Raw genomic sequence first — 15,998 nt, forward strand, 5'->3', positions numbered from 1 at the left:
TGCGCAGCGGGGCGCTCTTTTTGTGTAAGAGCGTGAACAATCACGCTCTGAAGCGTGGCGGGGGCAGGGGGCCCGCGTCACATGAGAAGCCCGCAGGCAAGGGGCCTGTGGGGTAAAGGAGAACAATGACACTCGTATCCAAGACCTTTGAGCTGTACGGCAAGACCTACACCTTCGAGTCCGGCGAGCTTGCCAAGCAGGCCACCGGCGCTTGTCTGGTCAAGCAGGGTGACACCACGATGCTCGACACCGTGGTCGTATCCAAGGAGCGCAAGAACTACGACTTCTTCCCGCTGACCGTCGACTTCAACGAGAAGATGTACGCCGCCGGCCGCATCCCGGGTGGCTACCTCAAGCGCGAGGGCCGTCCCAGCGAGAAGGCCACGCTCACGGCTCGTATGATCGACCGCCCGATCCGCCCGAGCTTCCCGGACGGCTTCCGCAACGAGGTGCACATCGTCGCCACCTCGCTCGTCGCCGACCAGGTTAACCCCTTCGACGTCATCAACGTCATGGGCGCCTCTTTGGCTATGACGCTCGGCGGCGTGCCCTTCGAGGGCCCGCTTGCCTGCGTGCGTATCGGCCGCAACGTTGAGAACGGCGAGTTTATCGTCAACCCCACCTATGAGGAGCGCGAGAACTCCGACCTGGACCTGGAGCTGGGCGGCTCTGCCGACTTCATCTCGATGGTCGAGGCCGGTGCCGAGGAGATCTCCGAGGACGACATGCTCGCCGCTATGAAGTTTGGTCAGGAGGCCCTCGCTGCCTTCTGCCAGGCCCAAGACGAGTTCGTCGCCGAGTGGGAGCAGGTCAACGGTGCTATCGTTAAGAAGGAGTACCCGCTCGACCAGCCCGTCGAGGAGGTCCAGGAGCGCATCTTCGCCCACTACGACGAGATGGCCGCTGCCCTGCGCGACGCCGACAAGCTTTCCCGCATCGGTAAGGTCGAGGCTCTGAAGGAGTCCATCCGCGCCGAGTTCACCGACGAGGAGCAGGCCGCCTGGGAGCGCGAGATCCCCGTGGCACTCAAGAAGCTCGAGAAGAAGGCCATGCGCACCATGGTCGTCGAGACCGGCGAGCGCGTCGACGGTCGCGCCGCCGACGAGATTCGTCCCATCATGGTGAAGGACAACTACCTGCCGCTCGTTCACGGTTCCGGCCTGTTCCAGCGTGGTCAGACCCAGGTGCTCTCCGTCCTGTCGCTCGGTATGCTCAACGAGGGCCAGCGTCTGGATACCATCGAGCCCACCGAGGGCAAGCGCTATATGCACCACTACAACTTCCCGCCGTTCTGCACCGGCGAGACCGGCCGTATGGGCAGCCCCAAGCGCCGCGAGATTGGTCACGGCAACCTAGCCGAGCGCGCTCTGCTTCCGGTGCTCCCCGACGAGAACGAGTTCCCCTACGCCATCCGCGTGGTCTCCGAGGTCATGGAGTCCAACGGCTCCTCTTCGATGGCTTCGACCTGCGGCTCCACGCTCGCCCTTATGGACGGCGGCGTGCCCATTAAGCGCCCGGTCTCCGGTATCGCCATGGGCCTGATCCAGGAGGAGGGCAAGACCGTGGTCCTGTCCGACATTCAGGGTCTCGAGGACTTCCTGGGCGACATGGACTTTAAGGTCACCGGCACCACCGAGGGCATCACCGCCCTGCAGATGGACAACAAGGCCACCGGCCTCACCTTCGACATCCTGGCCCGCGCCCTGCAGCAGGCCAAGGAGGGTCGTGCCTTCATCCTGCAGAAGATGCTCGATGTGATCCCCGAGCCGCGCCACACCACGCGCAGCACCGCTCCGCGCATCGTCTCCATCCAGGTTCCGACCGATAAGATCCGCGACGTCATCGGTTCCGGCGGCAAGGTCATCCGCGGCATCCAGGACGAGACCGGTGCTTCGGTCGACATCCAGGAGGACGGCACCGTCTTTGTCGGCGGCACCGGCGAGTCCGTCGATCAGGCCGTCGAGCGCATCAAGCTCATCATCAAGGTTCCCGAGCCGGGCGAGGAGTACACCGGTCGCGTGGTCTCCATCCAGCCCTTCGGTGCCTTCGTGAACCTGCTGCCCGGTAAGGACGGCCTGCTGCACATCTCCCGCGTCGCCAAGGGCCGCGTGGAGAAGGTCGAGGACGTCCTCAACGTGGGCGACGAGGTCAAGGTCGTCGTCATTGAGGTCGACGATCGAGGCAAGATCTCGCTCGATCGTCTCGACAAGCCTGAGGCCCCGGCTCGCGCCGAGGGTGCCTCCGAGGGCGACGGCGAGCACTTCCAGCGCCGTGAGCGTCCGCGTCGCGAGCGCTCCGAGCGCAGCGACCGTCCGCGCCGTCCCGGCGACAACGGAGGCCGCAAGCCCCGCCGTCACCACGACGCCGAGTAACAGCTACACATAAGCAGCTCAACAAGGGCGACTCCGTACAGGGGTCGCCCTTTTGCTATTCCCGGCGGGGTCCGCGGGTAAAGTTTCCTGCTCTACAGTCCTGCTCGCACGGAGAGCACATTAAGTGCTCTCCGGCTCGTGCGGAACTCGCGATAAACTTTACCCGCGGCCCCCGCCGGGAATAGCAAAAGGGCTGGTTGGTGCGGGTTGCGATTTAGCCAGATAGCCTATTCAGTTTTCTTTTTTCTGAATTGTCGATAGCCGTGCTCTTGGCATATCCCCAGATAAAACCGACCAAAATAAACCTGTCCCTTTTTGGCAGGTCTGGAGCCATCGGGGGCCGGGGCGGGTTAAGTTTGTCGCGAGTTCCGCACGCAAAGGAAAGCACTTAATGTGCTTTCCGTCTTGCGCAGGACTGTAGAGCAGGAAACTTAGCCCGTGCCGGGGCCGCTGAGCCCTGACCGGCGGGATACACAGGTTCAGATGGGGCTTTGATGCATGGGTGGTCTGTTGTTGTGCAAATGGGTATCATACTGTGGTTACTGCATCGACTCTGCGATGCTTTGTTGTATGTGCCCGGCGGTCGGTTTGCCAGAAGCGCCCCGTCGGTTGTTCCAGACCCGTTTCGTAGAAAGGAAACAACACTCACCTATGGCAGCTAAAAAATCATCTCCCTTGAAGATCATCCCGCTCGGCGGCCTTGACGGTATCGGCAAGAACATGACGGTCTTCGAGTGCGGCGACGACATGGTGCTCGTCGACGCTGGCCTCATGTTCCCCGACGACTCGCAGCCCGGTATCGACCTGGTGCTTCCGGATTACACCTATGTTCTGGAGAACGAGGAAAAGCTCCGCGGCATCGTCGTCACTCACGGCCACGAGGACCACACCGGTTCGCTTCCGTATCTGCTCCAGGATCTCAACAACAAGGTGCCCATCTTCTCGAGCAAGTTGACGCTTGGCTTTATCGAGGGCAAGCTCTCCGAGTTCCGCATTCGTGCTCCCAAGTTCCGTGAGGTCAAGGGCGGCAGCCACGTCAATTTGGGTGGCATCTCGCTCGATTTCTTCTCGATGACGCACTCCATCCCGGGCGCTCTGGGCGTGTTTATCCGCACCAATCAGGGCACCGTTATGCATACCGGCGACTTTAAGCTCGACCAGACGCCCATCGACGGCGTTACGCCCGACTATGCCGCTATCAGCCGCTTTGCCAAGCAGGGTATTGACTTGCTGCTGTCCGACTCCACCAACGCCACGGTCCCCGGCTTTACCAAGTCCGAGGCCGAGGTTGGCCCCAACCTGCTGCATGCCATCAAGAATGCTCCGGGCCGCGTGTTCGTCGCGTCGTTCTCGAGCCACATCCATCGTCTGCAGCAGATCTGCGACGCCGCCCGCAAGTGCGGCCGCAAGGTTGTCGTGACCGGCCGTTCCATGCTCACCAACACCCGCGTGGCGCGCGAGCTCGGTTATCTCAACATCGATGATGCCGATATCATCGATGCCTTCGATATCGATAACCTGCCCGACGACAAGATCGTCGTCATGTGCACCGGTTCGCAGGGCGAGCCCCTGTCGGCCCTTTCGCGCATGGCCAACGGCGAGCACAAGACGCTCTCCATCCACGAGGGCGATACCGTCATCCTCTCGGCAACACCGGTTCCCGGTAACGAGAAAGCCGTCCAGCAGGTCGTCAACAGCCTCGCCAAGCTTGGCTGCGACGTGTGGGATAAGAACCGCGCCCTCGTTCACGTCTCGGGTCACGGTAGCCAGGAGGAGCTCAAGCTCCTGATGGCCATGGCCAAGCCTACGTACTTTATGCCGGTCCACGGCGAGGCCGTGCATCTGCGAGCCCATGCTCAACTTGCACGCAAGATGGGCCTCAAGGAAGATCATATCTTTATCCTCGACAACGGAGATACGCTCGAGATGCGTGGCGGTATCGTCAAGCGCGGTACGCCCGTCGAGTCTGGCGTCGTCTACGTCGACGGACTGCGCATCGGCGATACCGACCCTATCGTTCTGCGCGATCGTCAGAAGCTTGCCAACGACGGTATGGTCACGGCCGTTGCCATCGTTTCGCTCAAGCACAAGAAGATCGAGGCCATCGAGTTCTCGGGCCGCGGCGTCTCCTTTGCCATCGACGACCAGTTCTCCGAGGACGCCTCGGCGTCCATCATGAAGACGATCGAGAAGGGCAAGTTCAGCTTTACGAGCAGCGGTTCCGATGCCATTCGCAAGGCCGTGCGCGACTCGCTCTCTAACTTTATCTGGAGCCGCACGCGCACTCGTCCGATGATCATCCCGGTCGTCATGGAGGTTTAGTTTGGCGCGCGGATCTGCACAAAACGCCAAAGGCAATAAAGCCAACAACCAACCGGCATCTGCTAAGGGTGCCGGTTCCCATCTTCGTGCCAATAAAGGTCACGAGGCCGAGTTCGACGATTTCGAGCCTCTGGTCGAGCCTTCGGCCAACCGCGATATCGCCGGCGTGGTCATTGCCGTTTTGGCGATTGCGTCCTTCATTGCCGTAATTTCGCCGGCGACTGCACCCGTTACGGCTGCGGTTGCCGGTTTCTACCACCTGGGCTTTGGTCTGGGCGCCTACGTGCTGCCGATCGTCATTTTGCTGTTTGCCGCCACGCTCTTCTTAGGCGAGGATTCGCCGCTCAACGTGCGCTCTGTTGCGGGCGGCGCCGTGGTCTTTATCGCCGTCGTCTCCATTCTTTCGCTGATGGTGCCGGGTACGAACGATTCGTGCGACCTTATGTTCACGCCGCAAAACCTGTCCGCCTCGGGTGGTTACATCGGTGCGTTTATTGCGAGCGCGCTGCAGAATGCCCTGGGTAAGCCTATCGCGATGGTGGTCCTGTTGGGTCTGGCCGTCGTTGGCTTTGTCATCATCGGCTTTTCGGTGGGCGGCGTTTTGCGTTCTGCCCGCGACCGTGCGGCCGATTTTGCCGAGCGTCGTCGTGCCGACGTCAACGCGAGTCCGTGGGGTGACGACGAAGCCCTGTCGGTGCCCGGCGTTGCCCGTCCGCACCTGAGCATTCTTCGTCAAAAGGGCTCCGATATGGCCGTGACCACGGTCATGGGCAACGATGCAGACCCGGTTTTGGACGATGACGACGAGGACGAGGATCCGTTTGTCGACGTGTCCGATGCCGTGGAGGCCGAGCGCGCCAAGACGACGCTGCTGCCGCGCCGTCATGCCAAGAAGGGCAAGACGGCTCCCAAGCTCAATACGAGTGAGCCCGACCCGTCTTGGTCCGAGAGCGAGATTGAGCTTACCGAGGGCGATGACGAGGAAGACGAGGCTCTGATCGAGACCGCCAAGACGACCTTGCTGCCGCGTCGCCATGCCAAGCGCGGCCAGGTGACCGGCCAGCTTTCGATGGAAGACGATCCGGCCAAGATCGACGAGTCCGAGCCGCCGTTTGCCGTGAATCCCGTCTCGGCAGCACCTCAGATTCCCGACTTCTTGAAGCATCCCAAGGTTGCCGATGCGCATGCCTCGAGTGCTGTCGAATCGGCTGCGGCTAGCGATGGGGGAGCGGACGGCGGCGCCGCAGATAACGAGGGCGAAGAAGAGGACGGCCTCAAGCTTCCGCCGCTCGAGATCCTGCATGCCAATCCTCAGTCGGCGTCCTCCGCGTCTCCGGACAAGGAGCTGGAGCAGACCGCTGAGTCACTGCAGTCCACCTTGCTTGAGTTTGGCCGCAGTGCCCGCGTGGTCGGCTGGATCGCCGGCCCCACGGTGACGACCTTTAAGCTGCAACCTGGCGAGGGCGAGCGCGTGAGCAAGATTTCGAGCCTCGAGGACGATATCGCGCTTTCGCTCGCTGCTCAGTCGGTGCGCATCTTTGCCCCGATCCCCGGTACGTCGCTTGTGGGTATCGAGATCCCCAATCGCAAGCGCCAGAACGTCAACCTGGGCGACGTGCTGCCCTATGTTAAGGGCGGCCCGCTTGAGCTTGCCATCGGCCGCGATGCAGAGGGAACTCCGGTCGTCGCCGACCTCGCCAAGATGCCCCACCTGCTGATTGCCGGTACCACGGGTTCTGGTAAGTCGGTGATGATCAACTCCATCATCACGACCCTGCTCATGCGCGCGCTTCCCGAGGACGTTCGCCTGATCATGGTCGACCCCAAGCGCGTCGAGCTCGCGGGCTATAACGGCCTGCCGCATCTCTATGTGCCTGTCGTTACCGAGCCCAAGCAGGCCGCGAGCGCTCTGCAATGGGCCGTGTCCGAGATGGAGCGTCGCCTGAAGGTCTTCGAGCGCCTTAACGTGCGTAAGATCTCGACCTACAACGAAAAGCAGGCCGCCGGCGAGTTTGAGCATTACGATAACCCGCCGCAAAAGATGCCCTATCTGGTCATTATCATCGACGAGCTCTCGGACCTGATGATGGTCGCCGGTAAGGATGTCGAGGCCTCGATCGTGCGTATTGCACAGCTGGGCCGTGCTGCCGGTATTCATCTTATCGTGGCCACGCAGCGTCCCAGCTCAAACGTGGTGACGGGCCTCATCAAGGCCAACATCACCAACCGCATCGCCTTTAACGTCGCCACGGGCATCGACTCGCGCGTCATCATCGACCAGATGGGTGCCGAAAAGCTCACCGGTTTGGGCGACATGCTGTTCTCCAAGGTCGACTGGGGCAAGCCTCGCCGTATCCAGGGCTGCTTTGTCTCGGACGACGAAATCAACGAGATTGTCGAGTTCGTCAAGTCGCAGAGCGAGCCCGACTACCACGAGGAGATCCTGTCTGCCGTGGCGCCCGCTTCCATGACCATGGCGGGTGGCGGCGGCATTGTCCGCACCGGAGTAGCCGAGCCGCAAGACGATGATCCGCTCATTTGGGAAGCCGCCCATATTGTGGTGGAATCGCAGCTTGGCTCCACATCTGGCCTGCAACGTCGTCTGAAGGTTGGCTATGCGCGTGCCGGGCGTATTATGGACATGCTGGAAGAAAAGGGTGTCGTCGGCCCGCCCGACGGTTCCAAGCCGCGCGAGGTCCTGTTGGACGAGGAGGGGCTTGCCGCGCTGGAATCTGTCGACGCCGAGATGGCACGTGAAGATCGTGAGTTTGGAGGATTCTGATGGCTGCACGCTTTGGTGACATGCTGCTCGAGCAGCGTCGCCGAATGGGCCTTTCCATTCAGCAGGTCGCCAACACCATCAAAATCAGGCCGCAGATCATCGAGTTTTTCGAGACCGGTAACTTTGCTTCGATGCCGCCGCGCGGCTATGCGCAGGGCATGATTTCGAGCTATGCTCGCTTTTTGGGCCTCAATCCGCGTGAGGTCGTCAATGCCTACTTTGACGACCTGATGGCATACGAACGTGAGACGTCGCAGCAGGGCGGTCGTTTTCAGGACGCCGCCGGCTACGTCAATTCGCGTTCCTCGGTCGATAACGGGCGCTTCCTGATGGTTCAGGGCGGTCGTTCGACCCGCTATGGACAGCGTCCTCAGCAGGCCGGTTATATTACCGAGACGGGTTCGGGCGAGGAGATTCGCTCGCAGCGTGACCGGTTCCGCAGTACGCCGATGCCCGAGGACCGTGCACTTCCCGCTGCCCGCGGCGTGGCGCGTGACCCTCGTGCCGGCTACGGCGACGGCGGCTATTCCGATCGCGGTCACCGTGGTGTCTCCACCGGACGCTCTCGCGGTGGCTATGCGGATGCCGATACCACGCAGGTGACGCCGCGTCTTCGCTCTCAATCACAGCCGTATGGCCAGCGCTCTTCGGCTCCGCGTTCGGGCCAACGTGGCTATCAAGGCCGCGGTGAACTTGCGCCCCGCTCGGGTCAGCGCAGCCTTCAGGGCCAGGGCGGCTATCGCGGCCGTTCCGACAGCAATCGTGGTCGTATACCTCAGGGAGGCGGCCGCAGCAGTTCCAGTCGTGGGCGCGGCGGATCCCGTACTCCTCAAAACAACGGGCTCGATCCGCGTATCATCTACGCCGGCATCGGTGCCGTGGCGCTGCTGTTGATTGTGCTCATTGTGGTGCTTCTGCGCGGCTGCGCATCTTCGGCGCCCGAGACCACGCCCGAGACGCCCGCTGCTACCAAGACGACGACCAAGAAGTCTTCTAAGAAGACCGAAACGGTCGACGAGGACGAAGATACCGATGAGGCGACGGATGAGTCGACTGATTCGGACGCTACCAAGACGACGGCCAAGAAGGAAGAGAACGAGGTCACGAAGGTCAAGGTCTCCGTTGCCAAGGGAAAGACCGCGTGGATTGAGGTCAAGGTCGACGGCAAGTCGGTCTATGGCGCTCAGGCGACTGGCCCCTTTGAGCAGGAGTACACGCCCGAGTCCTCAATCGAGATCACCACGTCCAAGCCTTCCGATGTCACCGTTACCAAGAACGGCGAAAAGGTCCGCTACGACACCAAGACCTCGGGCGTGGCGCGTGTGACGATCACCGTTCCCAAGAAGGAGGCGTCTGATTCCGAGAATGGTGAAAGTTCTGATGGTACCGACACCACCGATGGTACCGATACCACCGACGGCACCGATGCCCAGTCCACGAATGGCGCCGATACCGCAACTGACGGTCAGACGCCCACCGATTCTACCGACTATTCGTACGATAGCTACTAAGCCGCTCGTACGCGAAAGGAAACATCATGGCTAAAGATTCCAGCTTCGACGTCGTGTCCGAGGTCAACATGCAAGAGGTCGACAACGCCTTCCAGCAGACCACGCGCGAGATTTCCCAGCGCTATGACCTTAAGGATTCCGGCGCCACGATCGAGCTTTCGAAGGGCGACAAGCTCTTTACGATCAACGCCCCGGCCGACTTTGTCTCCAAGCAGATTATCGACGTGCTGAGCTCCAAGCTCATCAAGCGCGGCATCGACCTCAAGGCCGTCTCGTGGGATGCTCCGCAGGCGGCATCGGGCGGCACCGTGCGCGTGCTCGGCCATATCGTCGAAGGTATCGACCAGGCGACCGCCAAGAAGATCAACAAGGACATCAAGGACCAAAAGCTCAAGGTCAAGGTGACCATCGAGGCCGACAAGCTGCGTGTTTCCTCTGCTTCGAAGGACGCGTTGCAGACCGTGATCCAGTTCCTGCGCGACCAGGACTACGGCCAGCCGCTGCAGTTCACCAACTACCGCTAATATCAATCGAAAGGACTGCTCTCCAACATGGATACACCGTTGGGCTCCGTGCTTTACATCACCCTCGGGTGCGCTAAGAACGAGGTTGACACCGACCGCATGCGTTCTCTTTTGACCGCCGCAGGCTACGAGGAGGCATTCGATCCGCAGGATGCCGATATCGCCATCGTCAATACATGCTCGTTCCTCGCTTCCGCAACGTCCGAGAGCATCGAGACCACGCTCGAGCTCGCCAACGAGGTTCAGGACGGCGTTCGTTCTTGCCCCATCGTCATGTGCGGCTGTGTGCCGTCGCGCTATGGCGACGACCTGCCTGACGAGCTGCCCGAGGTCGCTGCCTTTGTGAAGGCCGACGAGGAGGACGGCATCGTGGCGGTCATCGATGGCGTACTGGGTGTCGAGCGTGAGATCGCAGCCTATATTCCGCAGGTCAAGCGCACTGTCGAGGGCGCTGTCGCCTACGTCAAGATCTCCGATGGCTGCAATCGTTTTTGCAGCTTCTGCATGATCCCCTACATTCGCGGTCGCTATCATTCGCGCAATGCTGAGAGCATTATCTCCGAGGTGCGCGACCTGGTTGCCGGCGGTGTGCGCGAGATCGTGCTGATCGGCCAGGACACGGGTATTTGGGGCACCGACTTTGCCGACGAGGACGTCGCCGAGGGCTCGCCGCGCAATCTGGCACAGCTGCTGCGTGCCGTCGCTGAGGCCGTGCGCCCGCACAACGTCTGGGTCCGCGTGCTCTACCTGCAGCCCGAGGGCATGACTGACGAACTCATCGAGACGATACGCGATACGCCCGAGGTGCTGCCCTATATCGATATCCCCGTGCAGCACTGCGACGCGCGCATCCTCAAGGCCATGCGTCGCTCCGGTTCGCGCCAGGAGCTCGAGGACCTGTTCCGCGACCTTCGCGAGCGCATCCCCGGTATCGTGATTCGCTCCACGGCCATGGTCGGCTTCCCGACCGAGACCGACGACGAGTTTCGTGATCTTATCGACTTTATGGACACCGTCGGCTTTGACTACACGAGCGTCTTTGCCTACTCGCAGGAGGAGGGCAGCCTGGCCGCTAAGATGGAGGGTCAGGTCGACGAAGAGGTCAAGCTCGAGCGCGCCCAGGAGGCCATGGACCTGGCCGAGTCGCTCGGTTTTGCCGCCACCGCCGCACATGTGGGCGAGCGCGCCCAGGTGATCGTCGACGGTATCGAAGAAACCGAGGACGGCGCCGAGCTGATCGGCCATGCCTGGTTCCAGGCGCCCGATTCCGATGGCGCGGTGCACTTGGATGCCAGCGAGGCATCTGTGGGCGATATTCTGACTGTCGAGTTTACCGATAGCTTCTGCTATGAGCTTATCGGCCATGTTGTGGAGTAGGAGAGCGTCGTGGTAAACGAGAGCAATAAGGAACTGACGAGTGTTTGGACGCCCGCCAATATCGTGACGTGCGTGCGCATCGTCTTTATCCCGGTGTTCATGATTGTGTCGGCGCTGTCTCACACGAGTGTTGCCGGTACGGATTGGAGCACCTTCGACGGCCCGCTCGCCGCCGCCGCTTTTATTCTGTACGTGATTCTGTCGTGCACCGATAAGGTCGACGGCTATCTGGCGCGCTCGCGCAACGAGATCACCGATTTCGGCAAGTTCTTAGACCCCATCGCGGACAAGCTGCTGGTGTTCTCGGCCCTGCTGCTGTTCTTGGATTTTGGCGCGGTGACCGTGTGGTCCGTGTTCATTATCCTGTTCCGCGAGCTGCTGGTGAGCGCTCTTCGCATGGTCGCGAGTGCTGCCGGTGTGGTCGTTGCGGCCGATAAGCTCGGCAAGTACAAGACGGCGACCACGATGGTCTCCATCTGCGGTTATCTGTGCGTCTTTGCGATGGCCGGCTTGCACCTTGGCCCGGTGGCGCTGACGCTCGGCGTCTACTCGGTGTCGCGCTTCCTGTACGCCGTTGCCGTTGTCCTGACCGTTATCTCGGGCGCCCAGTACTTCTGGAACTGCCGCAAGATCGTCTTTTCGGTCTAGGTCCTGGTGGGTATGACGGACTCTTTTGAGCAGATTTCCGCACATAACGAGGAGCTGGCGCGCCATATCGTCGAGCGCGCGAGCGCTCGGGGCGTGACGGTTTCGACGGCTGAGTCGCTGACGGCGGGTATGATCGCCTCGACGATTGCCGATATCCCGGGCGCCTCGGCGGCGCTGCTTGGCGGTGCGGTGACCTATTGCGATGAGATTAAGCATCTCGTTCTTGGTGTTGAGCAGGAGACGCTCGACCGCTATACCGCGGTGTCGCATCAGACCGCGCGCGAGATGGCGGTGGGTTCGCTGGAGCTGTACCAGAGCGATATTGCAGTGAGCGCAACGGGTTATGCCGGCCCCGGCGGCGGCACTGAGGACGATCCGGCTGGCACTTTCTATATTGGCTGGGCGTATCGTTCCGCCGATGGGGGCGTGCCAGTCGTGGACTCTGTGCGCTGCTACTATGAGGGCGACCGTTCGTGTGTTCGTGCCCATGCGGTCACGGAGGCATTGGGACGCATTGCCCTTGTGCTCAACTCTATGGAATAGACGTGTTTTAAGGGGCCTCAGGGCCCCTTAATTGTGGAGATAGGGACCTTAGGCTCATTTGGCGTTTGCGCTGGTTGTAGACGTATTCTTGCCTTCCTTGCTCTTATTTGTCCCTTTGTGGTCAAGCATTTGGTCAGTGTTTGGTCGGCGTTTGGTTGGGTTTTGGAAAGACTGCCTGCATATGATTGGCCTGAACGGTTGACCACGAACAGCCGTTCGTTTATTATCGATGCAGGTTGTTAAGAGGAGGGCTATTCATGGCCAAGAATTCAGGTCCCGTACGTACCGTTCATGCTCGCACGACGGGTAAAGAGCGCGATGAGATGATCGCCACCACCAAGGCCGAGATCGAGAAGAAATTCGGCCAGGGTTCCATCATGAGGTACGGTGACGGTGGTCCCGAGCTCGAGGTCGAGGCCATTCCCACGGGCGCTCTGGCCCTCGATGCCGCGCTGGGTATCGGCGGCGTGCCGCGCGGCCGTATCGTCGAGATCTACGGTCCCGAGTCCTCCGGTAAGACGACGCTTTCGCTCGAGATCCTGGCCGAGGCCCAGGCAATGGGTGGCGTTGTGGCATTTATCGATGCCGAGCACGCGCTCGATCCCACGTATGCAGCGCGCATCGGCGTGGATATCGACGAGGTGCTCATTTCCCAGCCCGATACGGGTGAGCAGGCGCTCGAGATCGTTGACATGCTTGTGCGTTCCGGCGCCATCGATGCCATCGTTGTCGACTCCGTCGCCGCGCTGACCCCGCGTGCCGAGATCGAGGGAGAAATCGGCGACACTACGGTCGGTCTTCAGGCTCGCCTGATGAGCCAGGCGCTCCGCAAGCTCGCCGGCTCGCTGTCCAAGTCCAACACGACGTGCATCTTCATTAACCAGCTGCGTGAGAAGATCGGCGTCATGTTCGGCAATCCCGAGACCACGACGGGCGGTCGCGCCCTTAAGTTCTTCTCTTCGGTTCGTATCGACATTCGCCGCATCGACAGCATTAAGCTTAAGGACGAGGTTATCGGTAACCGCGTGCGCGCCAAGGTCGTTAAGAACAAGGTGGCAGCTCCGTTCCGTTCTGCTGAGTTCGACATCATGTACGGTACGGGCATCTCTAAGGAGGGCTCGATTCTGGACATGGCTGTTGAGTGTGGCATCTGCAAGAAGATGGGCTCTTGGTTTGCCTATGGCGAGGACAAGCTCGGCAACGGTCGCGAGGCCGCCAAGGCGTTCCTGCGCGAACATCCCGATTGCGCCGACGAGATTGAGCATAAGGTCCGCCTTGCCTGCGGGCTTGAGTTTGATGACGATGCTCCGTCCGAGGTCGAGCTGACCGATCAGCCTGCGCCTGATGAGTTTGACGAGCTTTACGCCATCGATGGTTCCGCCATGCTCGATGATGACGACGAGTAGCGGTTACGCTCATGTCGTATACGGTGACCGAGGCCACGGTCGTCTTTCCCGATAAGAAGGCGGCTTCCTCGTTCTCGAGCGGGTATGCGTCTAAAAAGCCTTGCGCACATATCGATTGTGAGCTTGAGGGCGGTTTTGAGCGGTCCATTTGGATTCCCGTGCGGGTCGCGCGCCTGTATGTCAAAAACCGCCCCGATCTTCCCTGTGATTGGGACAACTTTCGTGAGGCGGTGCAGCTCATCGAGCGTAAATGTGCACTTACCATGGTGACCGAGATGTTATCGCGCCGCGACCATGCGACGGGTGAGGTCCGTGACAAGCTGGCCCGCTACGGCTTTCACCAGCCTGCGATCGATTTCGCCGTCGAGCGCGCCACCGAGTATCGCTTTTTAGACGAGAACCGCTTTTGCTCGTTCTTTATCGAGGAGCGCAAGCGGCGCGGTTGGGGACAGCGTAAAATCGAGACCGAGCTCAAGCGCCGTCATGTCGTGCTCGATGACATTCCCGGTTATCCCGAGGATTATTTTGTCGTCGAAGACGATTTGGCGCGTGCGTCAGCCCTGCTCGCCAGGCGGCGTGTTCCAGAGACACGCGGATTCGAAAAACTGGTTCGGTTTTTGATGGGCAAGGGCTTCTCGTATCACATCGCCGCCGATGCCGTTAAGGCACGTCTCGATGCCGAACGCGAGGAATGTGCGGTTTAGGCGTGTGCGTTTTGTGGCCCTGCCGTTCACCGCGTTTTAGCCGCCGTGCTGGGGCCATTTATTTGACAGTTGTTGTGGTTCAACGTACGATAAACACTGTCATTTGCTTTGTGATATGTGCTCATCTTTGATGAGTTTGTTTATATGTTTATCTGTATCCGACCCGCATAAGCTGCGCCCATATTACTCAAATGTCGCGAGCCGTTCGTAAGGGCGGTTCGCTTTGTTGTGTAACGAATCCATAAAAAGGAGTGAGCATGCCTATCATCGCAGCGCTCGTTGGCATTGTTTTGGGTGCCGTCGCCGCCATTGCCTACATGCGCACCGCCAAGCAGGGTAGTCTTCACGAGGCCGACGAAAAGATCCAGTCGGCACACGCACAGGCTGAGTCCCTGATCGGCGATGCTAAGCGTCAGGCCGAGACCCTCAAAAAAGAGGCTCTGCTCGAGGCTAAAGAGGAGATCATCAAGAACAAACAGGCCGCCGAGGCCGAGGACAAGCAGCGTAAGAGCGAGATTCGTACGCTCGAGAACCGCGTGATGCAGCGCGAGGAATCCCTCGATCGCCGCAACGACGCTCTCGACAAGCGTGAGCATCAGCTGTCCAGCCAGGCCGGTCAGGTCGAGAAGCGCTCCCGTGAGCTCGAGGAGCTTTGCGCAAAGCAGACCTCCGAGCTCGAGCGAATCGCCGACCTTACCCGCGAGGATGCCCACAAGGAGCTCCTCGATAAGGTTCGCGGCGAGGTCACCCACGAGGCCGCCACGATCATTCGCGAGTCCGAGCAGCAGGTTCGCGCCGAGTGCCACAAGACCGCCCAGGAGATTCTGTCCCTGGCGATTCAGCGCTGCGCTGCCGACCACACTGCCGAGGTCACCGTTACCTCCGTGCACATTCCCTCTGATGACCTGAAGGGCCGTATCATTGGTCGCGAGGGTCGCAACATCCGCACCTTCGAGCAGGTTTCCGGCGTCAACCTCGTGATCGATGACACGCCCGAGACCGTCGTTCTTTCGAGCTTTGACCCGGTCCGTCGTGAGACCGCCCGTGTCGCCCTCGAGAACCTCATCGCCGACGGCCGCATTCACCCCGCCCGCATCGAGGAGATGTATCACAAGGCTGCCGACCTGGTTCAGCAGCGCGTGCGCGAGGCTGGCGAGCAGGCTGCCTTCGATACCGGCATCCACGACCTGCACCCCGAGATCGTCAAGACCCTTGGTGCCCTGCGCTACCGTACCTCGTTTGGTCAGAACGTGCTTCAGCACTCCCTTGAGGTCTCGGATCTGTGCGGCGTGATGGCTTCCGAGCTTGGCCTGGACGTTGTGACCGCCAAGCGCGCCGGCCTGCTGCACGACTTGGGCAAGGCCATCGACCACGACGTCGAGGGCCCGCATGCCGTCATTGGCGCCGAGCTTGCCCGCCGTTATGGCGAGAAGCCCGTTATCGTCCACGCTATCGAGGCCCACCATGCCGATGTCGACCCCAACACGGTGCTCGATGTCCTGGTACAGGCCGCCGATGCTGTCTCTGCCTCTCGCCCCGGTGCCCGTCGCGAGTCTGCCGAGAACTACATCAAGCGTCTTGAGAAGCTCGAGGAGATCGCCAACTCTCATGACGGCGTCGAACGTACCTATGCCATGCAGGCCGGTCGCGAGGTCCACGTCATGGTCCAGCCGGACAAGATTTCCGATGCCCAGTCCACGGTTCTGGCTCACGATATCGCCCATCAGATCGAGGAAGAGATGGAGTATCCCGGTCAGGTGCGCGTTGTCGTGATTCGCGAGAGCCGCGCTGTCGATATCGCTAAATAAC

Annotated in this window: 11 protein-coding genes; all 11 read left to right on the top strand. The window is 60.8% G+C overall.

Annotated elements, in window-relative coordinates; genetic code table 11:
• Positions 1 to 125: 125 nt before the first annotated feature.
• The 11 genes from GPK42_RS05465 (at position 126) to rny (ending at position 15,997) form a co-directional block, all read left to right on the top strand.
• Positions 126 to 2,372 (top strand): polyribonucleotide nucleotidyltransferase, encoded by a 2,247-nt coding sequence (locus GPK42_RS05465; protein WP_215694059.1) that lies wholly within the window; start codon positions 126 to 128, stop codon positions 2,370 to 2,372.
• Positions 2,373 to 3,023: 651 nt separating this feature from the next.
• The gene (locus GPK42_RS05470; protein WP_215694061.1) at positions 3,024 to 4,694 is read left to right on the top strand and encodes a ribonuclease J; all 1,671 of its coding nucleotides are present in this window, start codon (positions 3,024 to 3,026) and stop codon (positions 4,692 to 4,694) included.
• 1 nt (position 4,695) lies between these two features.
• Entirely contained in the window at positions 4,696 to 7,476 is a 2,781-nt protein-coding gene (locus GPK42_RS05475; protein ID WP_252200130.1) for an FtsK/SpoIIIE family DNA translocase, read from the top strand.
• Positions 7,476 to 8,987 carry a helix-turn-helix domain-containing protein gene (locus GPK42_RS05480; protein WP_215694063.1) on the top strand — a complete coding sequence of 504 codons (1,512 nt, stop codon included), beginning with the start codon at positions 7,476 to 7,478 and terminating at the stop codon, positions 8,985 to 8,987. Before GPK42_RS05475 ends, GPK42_RS05480 begins: the two co-directional genes overlap by 1 nt.
• Before the next feature lie 26 nt (positions 8,988 to 9,013).
• Positions 9,014 to 9,511, top strand: a complete 498-nt coding sequence (locus GPK42_RS05485; RefSeq protein WP_022094699.1) for a YajQ family cyclic di-GMP-binding protein — start codon at positions 9,014 to 9,016, stop codon at positions 9,509 to 9,511.
• Positions 9,512 to 9,538: 27 nt separating this feature from the next.
• Positions 9,539 to 10,888 carry a 30S ribosomal protein S12 methylthiotransferase RimO gene (gene rimO / locus GPK42_RS05490; protein ID WP_215694065.1) on the top strand — a complete coding sequence of 450 codons (1,350 nt, stop codon included), beginning with the start codon at positions 9,539 to 9,541 and terminating at the stop codon, positions 10,886 to 10,888.
• Positions 10,889 to 10,987: 99 nt separating this feature from the next.
• On the top strand, positions 10,988 to 11,536 hold the full coding sequence (gene pgsA / locus GPK42_RS05495; protein WP_252200142.1) for a CDP-diacylglycerol--glycerol-3-phosphate 3-phosphatidyltransferase: 549 nt from the start codon (positions 10,988 to 10,990) through the stop codon (positions 11,534 to 11,536).
• Positions 11,537 to 11,548: 12 nt separating this feature from the next.
• On the top strand, positions 11,549 to 12,079 hold the full coding sequence (locus GPK42_RS05500; protein WP_215694069.1) for a CinA family protein: 531 nt from the start codon (positions 11,549 to 11,551) through the stop codon (positions 12,077 to 12,079).
• Between the two features lie 257 nt (positions 12,080 to 12,336).
• Entirely contained in the window at positions 12,337 to 13,485 is a 1,149-nt protein-coding gene (recA, locus tag GPK42_RS05505; protein ID WP_271741624.1) for a recombinase RecA, read from the top strand.
• Positions 13,486 to 13,496: 11 nt separating this feature from the next.
• A complete protein-coding gene (locus tag GPK42_RS05510; protein ID WP_215694071.1) occupies positions 13,497 to 14,189 on the top strand; it encodes a regulatory protein RecX in 693 nt (230 codons plus the stop codon).
• 257 nt (positions 14,190 to 14,446) lie between these two features.
• Complete coding sequence (rny, locus tag GPK42_RS05515; RefSeq protein ID WP_118205712.1) at positions 14,447 to 15,997, top strand: ribonuclease Y; 1,551 nt, start codon at positions 14,447 to 14,449, stop codon at positions 15,995 to 15,997.
• The last annotated feature ends 1 nt before the right edge of the window (position 15,998 follow it).

Source organism: Collinsella aerofaciens, assembly GCF_018785265.1.
GTDB classification, from domain to species: domain Bacteria; phylum Actinomycetota; class Coriobacteriia; order Coriobacteriales; family Coriobacteriaceae; genus Collinsella; species Collinsella aerofaciens_AI.